Below are 15,373 nucleotides of genomic sequence, written 5' to 3' on the forward strand. Positions count from 1 at the left end.
ATGAAACTACCTAGAAGTAAATTGGTGCACTAGAATGGGAGGAGACCATGACAATTAAAGCTGTTATTTTTGATTTTGATGGAACGATTATTGATACAGAGACGATTTGGTATCAAGTATTTGAGGAATTGTTAAAAGAGAAGTTTAATATTGAATTGCCACTAGAGGAATTTGCTAAATGTATTGGAACTACAGATGAGGGATTTTTTCAATACTTAGAGGCCCAAACGGGAATGAAGGTTGATTCGAAAAAAATAAATAAATTAGCACATGAGCGCTTCTTAGAAAAAAAGGGAATTTTAGAAGTGCGTGAGGGAGTTGCGGAAAAATTAGAGGAAGCTAGGGAGCTCAGGCTTATGATTGGGCTTGCCTCTAGTTCATCGAGAGAATGGGTCGAGGGGTTCCTTAGACAGTTTCAGCTTTGGGAGTATTTCTCGGTAATTAAAACAAGAGAAGATGTAGTAAAAGTTAAACCTGATCCTGCCCTTTATCTAAAGGCCTTAGAGGAGTTGCAGGTAGAGCCGCAAGAGGCACTAGCAATTGAAGATTCACTTAATGGAGCCTTAGCAGCAATTGAAGCAGGGATGAGATGTATCGTGATCCCAAATCAGGTTACATCATTTTTAACCTTTCACGAAAAAACCATTCGTTCAGAGTCCTTTGTTGACTTTAGCTTAAAACAAATCATTTAACAAGAAAACGCTTAGGTCTTTGAGCTGCACCCGAATTGTTGGACACTAATCTAACAATAAGGGGTACAGTTTTTTCAAATGATTTCATTTACTCTTCTGTCCTATTATTTACTTTAATCGTTTGAATCAGTTCATCCAACTTCTCATTTCTTTGTTGGTCTAATTTGGTTTTTTCATTCATGAACCTTATTGTTCTTACTATGAAATATATACTAAACACAAGAATGACTAAATACAATAAAATTGGAATCATGGCAACGAGACCAAATATATCAGTTCTGCCCATCACCCAAAACCTCCCCTTAAATATGTAATTATACCATTATTATACATTAATGTTTTCATATTGTATGGTGCTATTACAATCTATACAAAGAATAGACTGCCAAATGATCCTCGGGCAGTCTATCTTCTCCTTTTATATCAAAATATTATTCAATATCTCGTCTTTATGCTCATTTTTATGAGGTGGAGGGACAATGGATTCCTGCTCTAAGTCACTGTGCATTTTAACTTGATAGTCTCCCCAAGAAGAGGCAAAGATGAGCTCATTCTCTTGAAAGTAAGGGTTCTCGTTTAATTCCCCTATCTCGAGGACAGGAGCCATACAGCAGTCTACCTTTTGGGCGAATTCAATCCACTCAAAGAAGGTTTTGCTCTTAAAAAGTGCTGAGATTTCTTGAAAAATTGGATTGGACTCCACCGATTGGGAAAAGTGCGACTGAATCCATTCTTCACGACCATGAGCCCTGCAAAAATTATCCCAAAACTTTGGTTCGAGAGCGCCAATGCTCATGTAACGTCCATCCATCGTTTCATATAAGGCGTATGAAACAATGCTTCCATTAAGAACATTAATGCCAGTTCCCGCCCCGGTTTCTTTCTCAACCATGACATGGTTCCCCAATAATGACACCAGTTGGTCAGTAATCGAAATAGAATGATAGCTCCCTTTTCCCGTTAAGGCTCTCGAAACGAGTCCGGCCAATATCCGTTCATTAGCCGCAAAACCGCCTATATAATCGGCAAGCGTAATCGACGGATGGACAGGTTTGCCGGCCTTATCCTTGAATTGGGCTAAAACCCCACTTAAAGCCATATAATTGAGGTCATGGTTACCCAGTTTACATAGCGACCCCTTTTGTCCATATCCTGATATAGAGCAGTAGACGATATCAGATTTTACCTGTTGAACCGCCTCATATCCTAACCCAAGCTTCTCCATGACACCTGGTCTAAAACTTTCGAGAACCACATCCGCGTTTGCAATTAATTTCCGGGCAGTGTCAATTCCTTCTTGCTCCTTCAAGTTAAGAGTGATGCTTTTTTTCTGACGGTTGTTAGCTAAAAAAACAAGCCCGTTTCCCTGCTTTGAAATCCCCGTATGCCTGGCAGGATCTCCTTCAGGAGGCTCCACCTTAATAATCTCCGCACCCAATTCGGCCAATCGTAGGGTTGCGAAAGGACCTGGCAAGTAGTTCGTGAAATCAATGACTTTTATACCTTTTAACATAGTAAGGACCCTCTTTTATGAATTTGTAGTACCTGGGGTAAATAACTCCCCAAGTTGTTTTCTCAAGACAAATTTCATGATTTTCCCACTGGCATTTCGAGGCAGCGCTTCACAGAAAATGTATTTTCTCGGGCGTTTGTAATTGGCAAGCTGATTGCTGTTTTTGCAGTGTATATCCAGTTCTTCGTCAGTTACTTTCGGATCCTTTTTTACCACGAAGGCAGTTACAGTCTCACCCCACCGGTCATTTGGCTGGCCAACTACTGCCACGTCAAGGACACCTGGGTGGGCATGTAAGAGGTCTTCGACTTCCCTTGGATAGATATTTTCGCCGCCACTGATAATCATGTCATCGACACGGTCATTGACATAAAGGTACCCCTCATTATCGAGGTAACCAATGTCTCCGGAATGGTACCAACCTTTATACAATGCTTTTTCTGTCGCTTCTTCGCGGTTAAAATAGCCGGCCATCATACATGGTCCTTGAACAATTATCTCTCCGGTTTCACCGACTGGAACGACATCATCAGGTTCCGAGGGGCCGTCTTCTCTAGTGCGAACAACCCTAATATCATGACTCAAGGCTGCTTGCCCTGCCGAACCTGCTTTCCTCAGTTGGTCCGTTTCTGATAGAAAAGTAATGGCTGGGCCCATTTCGGTCATTCCATAGGCTTGAATTAATGAGATTCCTAGGCTGTCATGGAGTGCATGAACGAGTGATGGGGCCATTGGCGCCGCACCATATAAACCAAGCTCCAGACTGGATAGATCATATTTGCTTTGGTCCTCTTGTAGGAGCATGTTCCACATGGTTGGCGCTGCAAAGAATTTCGTGATTTTTTCTTGTTCGATCAATGGGAGGATCGCCTTTGGATTGAATTGATGCAAAATGACATTACTTGCTCCTGCATGAATCCTTGGCAGGAACGCACAATGGAGTTCAGCGCAATGAAACATTGGTGCAGTTACGAGACCAACGTCTTCCGCTCTAAGTTTGCATGAGGCAATACAGAATACACTTTGGTCTACCATATTGCGGTGGGTGTGCATGACTCCTTTCGGCCTTCCCGTTGTCCCGCTGGTATAGATAAACGCATATAGATCGGTTTCCTTTACGTCCACCTGAACGCCCTCGGTTGATGAAGCGGCCAGTTTTTCCTGATAACTAGCAGCATACGCGGGGGCCTCGTCATCAATAAACCAGAAGGAGGTCTTGTCGAAGCGATTGGCGATCGCTGATATAACAGGTTCCAATGCTTTTTCAAAAAGAACAACCTTTGGGGTGGCATCAGAAAGAATATAGGCAACTTCTTCTTGCATCAAGCGAAAATTAATCGGATTGAAAATCGCACCGATTTTCGCACAGGCGAAAAAAGCTGTCCCTAATTCTTCGGTATTAAACATGAAGGTGGAAACACGATCGCCTTTTTGAACGCCTTCTTTTAATAGGGAATTGGCGAGCCGGTTCACTTGTTCACTCCATTCCTTATAAGTAAACCGGACATTTTTTCTGACATCGTAAATCGCTTGTTTGTTCGGATACTTTTTCACCGTTAAGTCAAAGATTTTCCCGATTGTTGTGCTCATTGAATCGCCTCCAACTCTTAGTTTAAACGCTCAATAATCGTCGCATTTGCCATTCCGTGGCCTTCGCACATGGTTTGCAATCCGTAGCGCCTACCTGTCCGCTCAAGTTCGTGCATCATTGTCACCATTAAACGCGCCCCGCTGCCGCCAAGCGGATGACCAAGGGCAATCGCTCCGCCATTTGGGTTTAGTTTCGCTGGGTCTGCTCCCGTCTCCTTCAGCCAAGCTAGCGGAACAGAGGCAAAGGCTTCATTGACTTCAAACACATCAATATCATCGATGGATAAGCCAGACTTTTCTAGTGCCTTTTGTGTAGCCGGAATTGGTCCTGTCAGCATCAAAGTTGGATCCGAACCAACCACCACGCGTGTGTGAACACGGAAGCGCGGTTTTAGACCAAGTTCTTCTGCTTTTTCGCGCGACATTAGTAATAAAGCAGCTGCCCCGTCGCTTATTTGGCTGGAGTTTCCGGCATGAATCACTCCATCTTCTTTAAAGGAAGTGCGGAGACCTGCCAATGCTTCTATAGATGTTCCTTTTCTCGGACCAGAATCATCCTTGATGACAGTTGTTGTACCGTCAGGAAGCTTTACCTCGATTGGGTAAATTTCTCTTGAAAAATAACCTTCCTCCTGTGCCTTGAGTGCTTTTTGATGACTTTCAAGTGAAAATTGATCCAGCACTTCACGGGTAAAGCCATAGTTTTCCGCAATCCGCTCGGCCGACAATCCTTGATGAATCATTTCGTACTTTGACCTTAAATTTGGACTAAAAGGTTCCTCAGCACCTTTGTAGTTGGAGCCCATCGGAACACGAGACATGCTTTCAACGCCGCCGGCAATCACCACGTCCATATCACCAGCAAGGATCGCTTGAGCAGCGAAATGCACAGCTTGTTGACTTGAGCCGCATTGGCGGTCAATTGTTGTCCCCGGGACTTCGATTGGGAATCCGGCAATTAATGCAGCAACTCTTGCTATATCACCTGCTTGCTCACCCGCTTGGGTAACACATCCCCAAATAACGTCCTCCACAAGCGCTGGGTCGATCCCTGCTCGAGTGACTAGTTCCTTTAATGTTAGGGCCGACAAATCATCCGGACGGATATCCTTTAACACGCCATTTCTTCTTCCTACTGGTGTACGTACTCCTTCAACAATTACTACTTCACGCATAGTCATCTTCCTCTCTATAATCCTAGATTTTTCGCAATAATCGTTTTCATAATTTCGTTGGTTCCAGCGTAAATGCTGGAAACAGGAATATCACGGAATCGTCTCGCAATCTCGTATTCTTCCATATATCCATAGCCGCCATGGAGCTGCATACACTCTCCAGCAATCTTCTTGGCGATATCGGTTAGCTTAAATTTCGCCATTGAGACCTTCGTTACTACGTTTTTCCCTTCAATATGCTCGGCAATTAACTGATCCAAAAAAGCTCTGCCCATTTCAATATCGGTTGCCATTTCCACAATTTTAAACTGGGTGTTTTGAAACTGGCTGACTGGTTTTCCGAACGCTTCTCTGCTTTTTACATAGTCAATCGTCATTTTGAGCATGACTTCCGAGGCAGTTTGCGCCCCAATTGCGACAAGAAGCCGTTCTTGTTGGAGTTTTTCCATCAAATAAAGGAAACCATTACCTTCCTCCCCCAGCAGGTTTTCTTTCGGTACACGGCAATCTTCAAAGATTAATTCCGCTGTATCCTGGCAATGGAGCCCGACTTTGTTTAACTTTCTTCCACGTGAAAAACCAGGGGCATCTCTCTCGATGACGAGGAGGCTAACACCTTTATGCTTTGGTACCGCATTTAGGTCCGTTTTAACAGCAACAACGATGAGGTCGGATTGAATCCCATTGGTAATGAATGTCTTTTGTCCATTAACAATATAGTGGTCTCCATCCAATTTTGCCGTTGTTTTGATGTTTGCCAGGTCAGATCCTGTGCCCGGTTCTGTCATGGCAATCGCTGTAATAATTTCACCGGTAACACATTTCGGAAGCCAGTGCTGCTTTTGCTCTTCTGTCCCATAAGCAGTGATGTAAGGGACGACAATGTCATTGTGGAGGCCAATCCCAATTAAGCCTGAGCCCACTCGTTCCAACTCTTCATTTATGACAACCGCGAATCCCCAATCGACCTCACTGCCGCCATATTTTTCATCTATATCAGGGCAAAGAAACCCCTGCTCCCCCATCTTCTTCCAGAAGGAACGCGGAATCATCCGGTCCTCCTCCCACTGCTCATAAAAGGGATATGCTTCTTTGTCCAAAAACTTTCTCAATGACTTGCGAAAAATTTCATGATCCTCATTTAAGTATGGATGTTTCATGTTAAATTACCTCACTTTCAAGTGGAAGCGCTTTCTATTTGGTTTTTTTTATAATTCTTCTTCTTACTACATATTATTGGGCTCTTATGACATATTTTCGGATACTCACTACATATTATTGGGCACTTACTACCTATTTCACGATTTTTACGACATTTACTGGAAATCGATTACCAATTTTGATTTTCTTAGTCCAATTTACCGCTTACCACCTCTCTCATTTTCTGACGAAGCTGGTACTTCAATACTTTTCCAGAAGCGTTCCTCGGCAGCTGCTCTTCTATAAAAATTCGCCTTGGAACTTTATAGCCTGCTAGTTTTTGACGACAGAAGTTCTTCAATTCCATCTCATCTATCACTGCACCTTCCTTTGGCACAATAATCGCACAGACTGCCTCTCCCCAAACCTCATCGGGCAAACCAATAATAGCCGCATCGAGGACGTCCGGATGTTCAAAAAGAATACCTTCAACCTCAACGGAGTAAACATTTTCTCCGCCTGATATAATCATGTCTTTTTTACGATCAACTAACGTGGTATAACCATCTTCATCAATCGTCGCTAAGTCTCCGGTATAGAGCCAGCCATTTTTCAAGGTGCTCTTCGTTTCTTCCGGCTTTTTATAATATTCCTTCATCACCATGTCACTGCGAACAATAAATTCACCGATCACTCCAGGTAATACATCATTACCTTCTTCATTGACAACCCTTGTTTCCGTCAAGAAAATAGGTTTCCCCCCCTTGCCAAGGTGGTGTTTATGTCCTTCTGGATCGAGGAGAATTCCTCCAGGCCCTGCTTCAGTCAGACCGCAAAGATTGTAAACCTGATCGGTTTTAAAGAGTTGAATGGTTTTTTTGACATGTTCCGGTGCCATTGGGGCTGCCCCGTATCCGACTCTTTTAATAGAAGATAAATCATAATCTGCTGCATTGGGAACTTGGAGTAGAAAGTTATACATAGCTGGAACCGCAAAAAGATGGGTAATTTTATGTTCTTGAATCGCTTGGAGTGTTTTAACTGGATGAAAGTCACGATGAATAATATGAGTAGCACCAAGTGCCACCCCAGAAATAAGGAATAAGTTTAATTGGGCTGAGTGGAACAGTGGTGCGAGGTGAAGAATTCGTTCATGCTGTCTAATCCCCATATTAATAACAACAGCAATCCCTACTTTAAAAATTTGACTATGATCAAACAGAGCTCCCTTCGGTCGGCCGGTTGTACCCGATGTGTAGAGAATTTCTAAATTATCCTGCTCGGAAACCTCAACATCCGGCTCATTTAGATTATTGGATAAAATCCTTTCATACGAATGGTATCCAGTTGTTTCTGGGTCACCAACGGTAATGACCAACCGAGTTTCCGTGCCTTGTTTGGCCGTTGCGATTATTTGTTCAAACTCCTTGTCACACACAACTAAAGACGTATCGGACTGGTCTAAAATGTAGTGAACCTCTGATGCAGTTAGACGAAAGTTAACAGGTACGGCAACCGCCCCAATTTTGGCAGCGGCAAAAAACGTAAAGACAAAGTGATCGGAATTCTTCATCATCAATGCCAGCTTGTCACCCTTATTTACCCCCTGGACCAATAAGCCGTTTGCAAGCCTATTTACTTCTTCATTAAATTGGCGATACGTATAGCTCCTGCCTTCACATTCGATGGCTAATAATTCGGGAAACTTGCGGGAATTTTGCGCTAAAAGGCTTCCGATATTCATATAAGGATCCTCCTTCAAAAAGACTTCCCTCAATATTCATGCAATTTTTGTGCCAGTATTCAAAAAAAAAAACAATACATAGGCTATCAGCCCGAAAAGCAGCAGCCTTAAATGACGATATGTTTTTCAAGCAAACACAAAACACAAAAAGGTGTCCATTTTTTGGACACTCTTCACCCTAGGTCGGCAGTTTGTATTTTTTGATTTTTTCATATAAACCGGATCGGCTGATTCCTAGTAATCTAGCCGCTTTTACTTTATTCCCTTGCACTTGAACTAATGCCTTTTTAATCGCTACAAGTTCTGCGTTTTCGACAAGTGATACATTTAAAGAAGGCTCTACAACGGAAACCTGCTTCACTAAATAATCGGGAAGATCCTCCAATCTAATTTTCCCATTTTCCGCAAATGTCATGGCCCGTTCCATGACATTTCGCAGTTCACGGACATTTCCAGGCCAGTCGTAATCTAACATCGCTCCTCTTGCCCTATCTTCGATACCAGTAATGCTAGTGCCTAAAATTTGATTCAATTCAATCATGAACCGCCCAATCAAATGATCTGTCTCATAAAGTCGATTGCGGAGTGGCGGGACATTTAATGAAATAACATTGAGACGATAATATAAATCCTCTCTAAAAAGACCCTCTTGGACCATTTCTTCAAGATTTCGATTGGTGGCAGCAATGATTCTGACATCAACTTGTATTCTTACCGTACCGCCAACCCGGTAGAACTCTCTTTCCTGAAGCACGCGCAGCAGCTTGGCTTGCAATGAGAGTGACATGTCCCCTACCTCATCAAGGAAGAGCGTTCCGCCATTAGCTAAATCAAACTTTCCAAGTTTGCCTTTTTGCCTGGCCCCCGTAAAGGCCCCTTCGTCATAGCCAAAAAACTCTGATTCTAGCAAATCCTCTGGTATCGCTGCACAATTCACCACAATAAACTTCCCTATATTTCTTGCACTGCTATTATGAATCGCTTGAGCAAACAATTCTTTACCTGTACCACTTTCACCACGGATAAGAATAGTTGACCTTCCTTTTGCTGCTTTGGCCGCACTTTTTTTCAACTTATCCATATATGGATCAACTGTTAATAGGTGATCCCAGGTAAACCTGGCTGACTCTGACTTCTGAAATTGCTGATGATAAAAACTCGCTTTATTTTCCGCTTTCTGTAACTTTTTGAATAACTCGCTGACCTCATTTAATTGTCTGAACACGACCTTGCCAATGGCTCCAATGATTCTTCCATTCTCTTGAATAGGAATTCGGTGGACGATATATTTAATACCATTGATTTCTAGAAATTCGCTAACCTCAGCCGTTTCTGATTGATAAACATTGTCTAATTGTAGTTCCGGTAATACTTTCGCAACGGGATGATATAGAACTGCTTCCAGTTGAAGATTAAATAATTCGAGTAGAGGAGGACTGACCATCTGGATGTTTTTCTTTTCATCCGTCATGACAATCCCGTCATAGGCATGGTCTAAAGCTGTTTCTAATGTCCTTTTTAAGGTTTTTACTGTTTTTAACTCTTGTGAGGTTTGCAGCAGTGACATGACCATATCCGTTTTCGTAAGGATTCCAACGACATGTTCCTGGTCATCAATGACCACACCGGTGCCAACCTGACTGTTTTTGACAATCAATTCAATTTTTTCATATGGGGTGTTAATGGGCAGTGTTTCAACCTGAGCTTTTATGTATTTTTTGATAGGAGTGGTTAGGGGATTCTCATCCAAAACCATTTGAAACAAACTGCTTCGGGTAAAAACGCCAACTAGTTTTCTACCAACATCCGATACAGGAAGCAGGTTCCACTTCTTTTTGTTCATCAGATCGATGGCTTCAACTAGTGTCGTATTTTCAGTAACTATACAATCGACTGGCGTAATACGCTCTTTAATTTGGAGCATTTCGTTACCCCCTTTTATTCATATCTTTATTGTAACAAAAAAGAGGGATATTTTTGAATATTTTAACAATACTTCTGATCATTCCATACGAACAAAAAGAGAAGGCTTGTGCCTTCCCCAACTTAACCTTTATTTCGGCTGCATTCTTATTGCCCCATCAAGCCTAATTGTTTCTCCATTTAACATTGGATTTTCGATGATACTTTGAACGAGTTGTGCGTATTCACTTGGGAATCCCAGCCTTGAAGGGAACGGGACCATATTTCCTAGCGAATCTTTCGCCTCTTGTGGAAGGGTATCAAACATCGGTGTATGGAAAAGTCCAGGAGCAATGGTCATCACACGAATTCCGTAGCGAGCAAGCTCTCTTGCAATCGGCAGGGTCATTCCGACAATTCCACCTTTTGAGGCACTATAGGCAGCCTGGCCAATTTGTCCATCATAGGCCGCAACAGAAGCAGTATTAATAATCACACCTCTTTCACCCTGTTCATTCACTTTATTACTAGTCATCTTCTCAGCAGCAATCCGAATTACATTGAAAGTACCGATTAAATTCACCTGAATGACTTTTGAAAAAAGTGAAAGATTATGCACGCCATTCCTGCCGAGCACTTTCTCTGCAATCCCAATCCCTGCACAGTTCACTACGGTATTCACTCCACCCATAAACGCAGCAGCTTTACTAACTGCTTCCTGAATGTCTTCATCTATAGTGACATCTGCTTTTAAAAATAAAACGGCTTCACCAAGTTCGTTTTGGAGACGTAAACCATTTTCTTCCGATTGGTCAAAAATAACCGCTTTTCCTCCGTTTTGAACAATGGTACGGATGGTTGCCTCTCCAAGCCCTGAGGCACCGCCGGTAACAATCGCACGACAAGTTTGAATTTGCATTGTTTATACCTCCTATTAGGATTTCCTATGATTCTCTTTTGCAAGTATTATGCCAAAGAGAAAAACTCTAGAATAATGGTCATTTACTGTTTACCTTTAATGAATGTGTTTTAGGTATGGACATCTATGCCCGAAAAGTGATCAATTACTGAACAGTTATATAAAGTTGTAGATGAAATGGCTCCTAGGCTGGATTAAGACATAAAAAGGTCAGGACCTCATTAATATGATGTCCTGACCTTTTCCTTTGCTACCACGTCTTCTTGTAATGACGCTCGTCTTCTTCTTTCCATTATTACAACTAAAACAATAGCTGCTATGAGAAAAAGACTAGCGATTCGAAAGATGGATGCCGTCCCAACAAACTGGGCGAGCAACCCAAAAATAAGACCGCTTAGCCCAATCCCCAAATCAATCGACGAAAAGATCATCCCGTTGGCCACACCTCGTCGATGTGCAGGTGTCATGAGTAAGGCCCAAGATTGCAGCGTTGGTATCAAGCAACCGAATCCGATACCGAATAATGCACCTGAAATGGCAATAAATAAGCTGGAATGTGCAAAAGAGAGTACCCATATGCCAACAAATGTAGCGAATGTACAGAACAATACAAGTCCTATTGGGCCCTTTTCATCAAACCATCTCCCTGCAAATGGTCTGCCCAATGTGGCCATCACCGCATTAAAAATATAAAATAAAAAGATCTGCTCAATGCCACGATCTTCACCAAAAATGACAATAAATGTGACCACCGATCCGTAACCTAAATTGATGATAATCGTGATAAATGCTGGAAACCAACTTGATTTTTCAACCAGTGAACCTAGATAGGAAAATTTCAATTCTTCTTTTCTAGTATTTATCACTGCTTTAGGAGTTTGATACTTTACAGCAGTAAGTAAAATGATCGAGATAACCCCTAATATCGCTGAAAAATAAATTAGATTCGTGAAAGAAGTAATATTGTAAACAAATATTCCTACACTAGGGGCAATAATGTATGCAATTGTCATCGAAAGTCCGAAATAGCCCATCCCTTCACCGAGCCGTGAATTTGGAATCACATCAACCGCCGCTGTGCCATTTACAGTTGTTGACCAGCCCCAGGCAAGACCATGGACAAAACGGAATAATAGAAAAATCACCACAACCTGTGAAACTGGATAAAGAATCGTGACCAGTAAAAGCATAATTGCTCCTATTAAAACTAGTGCCTTTCTAGGCCTATACTCAAGCATAAAGCCGATAAACGGCCGGCTAATGACAGCGCCAATCGAAAACAATGCCGTCACTAGGCCAATCTCCAGCCCCGAAGCCCCAATGGATTTTATATATGGCGGTAGTGTGGGAATAAGCATTTGAAAAGACATAAACACAAACAGATTTCCCACCATGAGCATAATAAACGACTTCGTCCACAAACGCTCTTTCAAACAATCCGCTCCCTTCACTCCAATAAAAAAGAATCTTCACACTGAAGATCCGCTTACTTATATTTACTTCGTATTTCTAAATAATAGCACAGAAGATGGAAAAAGAATATTTGGATACCAGATAGTTTTATAAAATTGGCTGGTTTCTTCGGATTAGTGTCCGACTAGTAAACAAAAACCTTATCAATTTTTTTGATTTCCGTTATCATTAAATATAGTAAACATTGTTAAATTGGAGGAATCCCTACTTATGAAAAAAATGGTTATCACCCGTAATATTGATCAAGATTACATAACACAAATCAATGCGATGATTCCTGATTGGGAATTGATTGTAGGCAAGGATAAAAATATTTGGCAAGAGCATCTAAAGGACGCTGAAATCATCGCTGGCTGGCATAATGGGATAGAAGAATACTGCCTCGCTCCACATTCCAAGCTGAAGTGGCTCCAATCATGGAGTGCCGGTGTTGATTACCTGCCGCTTGAAGAGATGAATTCTAGAAACATTTACTTGACTAGTGCTAATGGCGTCCATGCCTATCCAATTTCTGAGACAATTTTTGCATTAATGCTTGGCTTAACACGGAAAATCCATACCTATGTTAAAAACCAACAGAAGAAAACTTGGCATCATGCCCATATGGGACTAGAAATACATGAAAAAACCATTGGCATTATCGGCGTCGGTACCATTGGGAAAGAAACAGCGAAAATCGCTAAAGCATTTGGCATGCACGTCCTTGGTGTCAGGCACTCTGGAAAGCCAGAGGACTATGTGGATGAAATGTATACTCCAGACCAATTAGATCAGCTGCTCCCACAATGTGATTATGTTGTGGTTACATTACCGCTCACCAAGGAAACGAATCAAATGTTTGGCGCAGAACAATTTAAGCAAATGAAGACATCCGCATTCTTTATGAATATCGGTCGAGGGGAGATTGTCGTGGAAGCTGACCTTATCCAGGCATTAAAGGAAGGAACAATCGCTGGAGCAGGACTCGATGTGTTTGAAACAGAACCGTTGAGTCCGGAAAGTCCGTTATGGGAGATGGAAAATGTAATCGTCACCCCACACACATCTGGGTCAACCGATCACTATAATCAGCGGGTCATTGAAAACATCTTGATCCCTAACTTAAAAGAATATCTTTCTGGTCATATCCCATCGATTAATCTTGTTAATTTTTCAAAAGGATATTAATAAAGGAGTACTTTCAAGCAGCATATCACAATAGAAATACCCCAAAATGGAGTTGTCCTTTTTATAGCTTGGTCTGATATGGTATAATTCACCAAACACATAGAAAATAAAAGGGGCATATGGGATGAATTTTACAGATATAAGTATCATAGCTACTATTTTAGCAGTTGTGGCAAACATGGTAATCGGAGCACTTTGGTACTCACCGCTTCTTTTTTCAAACATATGGGTGAAGGCTCTTGGGAAGAAAATGGAGGATATCGATCCAAAAGGGGCCAACGTCGGGTATGCATTAACTACTCTTGGTGGCATCATCACAGCTATAATTCTCTCTTTATTTATACATTTATTAGATAATGTCACGATTCTTGAGGGTGCATTCATTGGGTTTCTTGTTGGTCTAGTTGCAGCCTTTCGCGAGTTATCGCCGACTTTTTTTGAATCAAGAAAGTACACATTGTTTTTCATAAGTGCGGGATATCACATCTTCTCCCTTACGATCATGGGCATCATTATTGCAGCGTTTGCCTCTTAGAATTTGTATAGGGTGCCTCAAGTTTTGAGGCACCCTTTTTTATTTAAAAGGTATTTCTTGTTAGTTTAACTGTAAAAATTGTTTTTTCGTATGGCTTGCTGGTAAGGAGGATTTGTCCGTCCATTTTTTCAATCCCCACCCGTTCAATTCATTATGATTATTTTCCATATTTCCCAAGAAAAGCCCCGCAATCTTCCTATAAAAAAGACCATTCCTCCAAGATTCACATAAAAAAGAGAGACCTTTACAGTCTCCCTCTGCCAATCTATCACTTTTTAAACCTTCCAGGTGTGTACTTTTCACTAGCTTTAAAGTTATAAACCGGTTTAATGAAACCTGCAATCTCAACAGTTTCTTCTACCTTTTCTAAAATTTCATTCATTGACTTATAGGCCATTGGCGCTTCATCTAAGGTTTCTTCCGAAACAGACGTCGTCCACACGCCCTCCATTGTTTTATGAAAATCGTTCATATTGAGAGTTTTCATTGCTTTCGTCCGGCTCAATACGCGACCCGCACCATGCGGAGCAGAATAATTCCATTCATCGTTCCCTTTACCGACTGCTAGAATCGACCCGTCTCTCATATTAATCGGAATAATAAGACGTTCGCCGTTTTGCGCGGACACGGCCCCTTTTCGTAAAATCAGGTTCTCCGTGTCGATATAATTGTGTACCGTATCGAAGCGGTCCTGCTCCTCTAGTCCTATATTTTCCGTGATCGCTCTTGCAATTTCTTCGCGGTTAGCTTTTGCAAATGCTTGAGCCAACTTCATATCATGCATATAGTTATGAAAATCCTCGCCTTCCAAATATGCTAAATCATTCGGAATAACGGGATTCTTTTCTTTATAGCTTTTAATCATTGCTTCGATTTCTTTTTGACGTCCTTCTGCCTTTAATTGGTCAATGATATCAGTTAAATCCTGCTGACGAAGTTTTGAGATTGCTACCTTTTGATAGTAGGTGGCAATCTTCGCCCCAACATAGCGGCTGCCAGTGTGTATGGTTAAATAGTGATAGCCATCGGTATCCACAGAGACCTCAATAAAATGGTTCCCTCCGCCTAATGTACCTAAGCTATAAAGGCTTCTATTTTCACTCAATATGTGTTCTGCTTTAAATTCTTGAATGGTGGGAAAACTCGTAGTAATAAACCCGACTGTCTCCTCTGTATGAAGCTCCTGCCCACTCGGGACATACGTACGGATCACTTGATCAAGTTTATTAAAATCAATTTTTTGATCCTGAAGTTTGACGGTTAACACGCCGCAGCCGACATCTACACCCACTAGATTGGGGACGACCTTATCCTTTAGCTGAATGGTTGTTCCAATCACACAACCTTTACCGGCGTGATAGTCTGGCATAATACTAATCTTTGTATCCTTTAAAAAAGCTTGATTGCATAGCTCTTGGATTTGCTCTAGGGCTGTTTCCTGAGGATAGTTCGAAAAAACACAAGCCTCTGTTTGTGCACCCGTTACTTTAATCACTCGTTTTCCCTCCTTCAAAACAGATTAC

13 protein-coding genes are annotated in these 15,373 nt (G+C 41.7%); 3 read left to right on the top strand and 10 right to left on the bottom strand.

Annotation, left to right across the window (positions count from 1 at the left end; genetic code table 11):
- Window positions 1-47: 47 nt before the first annotated feature.
- Window positions 48-692, top strand: coding sequence for an HAD family hydrolase (locus AB7942_RS03505; RefSeq protein ID WP_369445805.1), 645 nt, complete (start codon window positions 48-50; stop codon window positions 690-692).
- Window positions 693-780: 88 nt separating this feature from the next.
- Here AB7942_RS03505 and AB7942_RS03510 read toward each other — a convergent pair whose 3' ends face one another.
- The 9 genes from AB7942_RS03510 to AB7942_RS03550 all read right to left on the bottom strand — a co-directional run bounded on the left by AB7942_RS03510 (window position 781) and on the right by AB7942_RS03550 (window position 12,108).
- Complete coding sequence (locus tag AB7942_RS03510; protein WP_257208669.1) at window positions 781-978, bottom strand: DUF4083 family protein; 198 nt, start codon at window positions 976-978, stop codon at window positions 781-783.
- 132 nt (window positions 979-1,110) lie between these two features.
- The gene (locus AB7942_RS03515; protein ID WP_369445806.1) at window positions 1,111-2,205 is read right to left on the bottom strand and encodes a CaiB/BaiF CoA transferase family protein; all 1,095 of its coding nucleotides are present in this window, start codon (window positions 2,203-2,205) and stop codon (window positions 1,111-1,113) included.
- 15 nt (window positions 2,206-2,220) lie between these two features.
- On the bottom strand, window positions 2,221-3,795 hold the full coding sequence (locus tag AB7942_RS03520; protein ID WP_369445807.1) for a fatty acid--CoA ligase: 1,575 nt from the start codon (window positions 3,793-3,795) through the stop codon (window positions 2,221-2,223).
- A 17-nt stretch (window positions 3,796-3,812) separates the two neighbouring features.
- Window positions 3,813-4,970 (bottom strand): thiolase family protein, encoded by a 1,158-nt coding sequence (locus AB7942_RS03525; RefSeq protein ID WP_369445808.1) that lies wholly within the window; start codon window positions 4,968-4,970, stop codon window positions 3,813-3,815.
- 14 nt (window positions 4,971-4,984) lie between these two features.
- Entirely contained in the window at window positions 4,985-6,130 is a 1,146-nt protein-coding gene (locus tag AB7942_RS03530) for an acyl-CoA dehydrogenase family protein (protein ID WP_369445809.1), read from the bottom strand.
- Window positions 6,131-6,318: 188 nt separating this feature from the next.
- The gene (locus AB7942_RS03535; RefSeq protein ID WP_369445810.1) at window positions 6,319-7,854 is read right to left on the bottom strand and encodes a long-chain-fatty-acid--CoA ligase; all 1,536 of its coding nucleotides are present in this window, start codon (window positions 7,852-7,854) and stop codon (window positions 6,319-6,321) included.
- A gap of 178 nt (window positions 7,855-8,032) precedes the next feature.
- Window positions 8,033-9,778, bottom strand: a complete 1,746-nt coding sequence (locus tag AB7942_RS03540; protein ID WP_369445811.1) for a sigma 54-interacting transcriptional regulator — start codon at window positions 9,776-9,778, stop codon at window positions 8,033-8,035.
- Window positions 9,779-9,907: 129 nt separating this feature from the next.
- Window positions 9,908-10,675: a 3-hydroxyacyl-CoA dehydrogenase gene (locus AB7942_RS03545; RefSeq protein ID WP_369445812.1), complete on the bottom strand. Its 768-nt coding sequence runs from the start codon at window positions 10,673-10,675 to the stop codon at window positions 9,908-9,910.
- A 221-nt stretch (window positions 10,676-10,896) separates the two neighbouring features.
- Entirely contained in the window at window positions 10,897-12,108 is a 1,212-nt protein-coding gene (locus AB7942_RS03550) for an MFS transporter (RefSeq protein WP_369445813.1), read from the bottom strand.
- Window positions 12,109-12,358: 250 nt separating this feature from the next.
- On the opposite strand from AB7942_RS03550, the gene AB7942_RS03555 reads away from it, so the two are divergent.
- Complete coding sequence (locus AB7942_RS03555) at window positions 12,359-13,315, top strand: D-2-hydroxyacid dehydrogenase (protein ID WP_369445814.1); 957 nt, start codon at window positions 12,359-12,361, stop codon at window positions 13,313-13,315.
- Between the two features lie 124 nt (window positions 13,316-13,439).
- Window positions 13,440-13,850, top strand: coding sequence for a DUF1761 domain-containing protein (locus AB7942_RS03560; RefSeq protein ID WP_369445815.1), 411 nt, complete (start codon window positions 13,440-13,442; stop codon window positions 13,848-13,850).
- Between the two features lie 268 nt (window positions 13,851-14,118).
- On the opposite strand, the gene AB7942_RS03565 is transcribed toward AB7942_RS03560, so the two are convergent.
- Window positions 14,119-15,345 carry an RtcB family protein gene (locus AB7942_RS03565; protein WP_369445816.1) on the bottom strand — a complete coding sequence of 409 codons (1,227 nt, stop codon included), beginning with the start codon at window positions 15,343-15,345 and terminating at the stop codon, window positions 14,119-14,121.
- Between the last annotated feature and the right edge of the window lie 28 nt (window positions 15,346-15,373).

It is taken from the genome of Neobacillus sp. BF23-41 (genome assembly GCF_041106275.1).

Coding starts and splice junctions, on each gene's coding strand:
- AB7942_RS03510 (WP_257208669.1), bottom strand. CDS start 978: ATGGGCAGAACTGATATATTTGGTCTCGTTGCCATGATTCCAATTTTA.
- AB7942_RS03520 (WP_369445807.1), bottom strand. CDS start 3,795: ATGAGCACAACAATCGGGAAAATCTTTGACTTAACGGTGAAAAAGTAT.
- AB7942_RS03525 (WP_369445808.1), bottom strand. CDS start 4,970: ATGCGTGAAGTAGTAATTGTTGAAGGAGTACGTACACCAGTAGGAAGA.
- AB7942_RS03540 (WP_369445811.1), bottom strand. CDS start 9,778: ATGCTCCAAATTAAAGAGCGTATTACGCCAGTCGATTGTATAGTTACT.
- AB7942_RS03555 (WP_369445814.1), top strand. CDS start 12,359: ATGAAAAAAATGGTTATCACCCGTAATATTGATCAAGATTACATAACA.
- AB7942_RS03530 (WP_369445809.1), bottom strand. CDS start 6,130: ATGAAACATCCATACTTAAATGAGGATCATGAAATTTTTCGCAAGTCA.
- AB7942_RS03505 (WP_369445805.1), top strand. CDS start 48: ATGACAATTAAAGCTGTTATTTTTGATTTTGATGGAACGATTATTGAT.
- AB7942_RS03535 (WP_369445810.1), bottom strand. CDS start 7,854: ATGAATATCGGAAGCCTTTTAGCGCAAAATTCCCGCAAGTTTCCCGAA.
- AB7942_RS03560 (WP_369445815.1), top strand. CDS start 13,440: ATGAATTTTACAGATATAAGTATCATAGCTACTATTTTAGCAGTTGTG.
- AB7942_RS03545 (WP_369445812.1), bottom strand. CDS start 10,675: ATGCAAATTCAAACTTGTCGTGCGATTGTTACCGGCGGTGCCTCAGGG.
- AB7942_RS03515 (WP_369445806.1), bottom strand. CDS start 2,205: ATGTTAAAAGGTATAAAAGTCATTGATTTCACGAACTACTTGCCAGGT.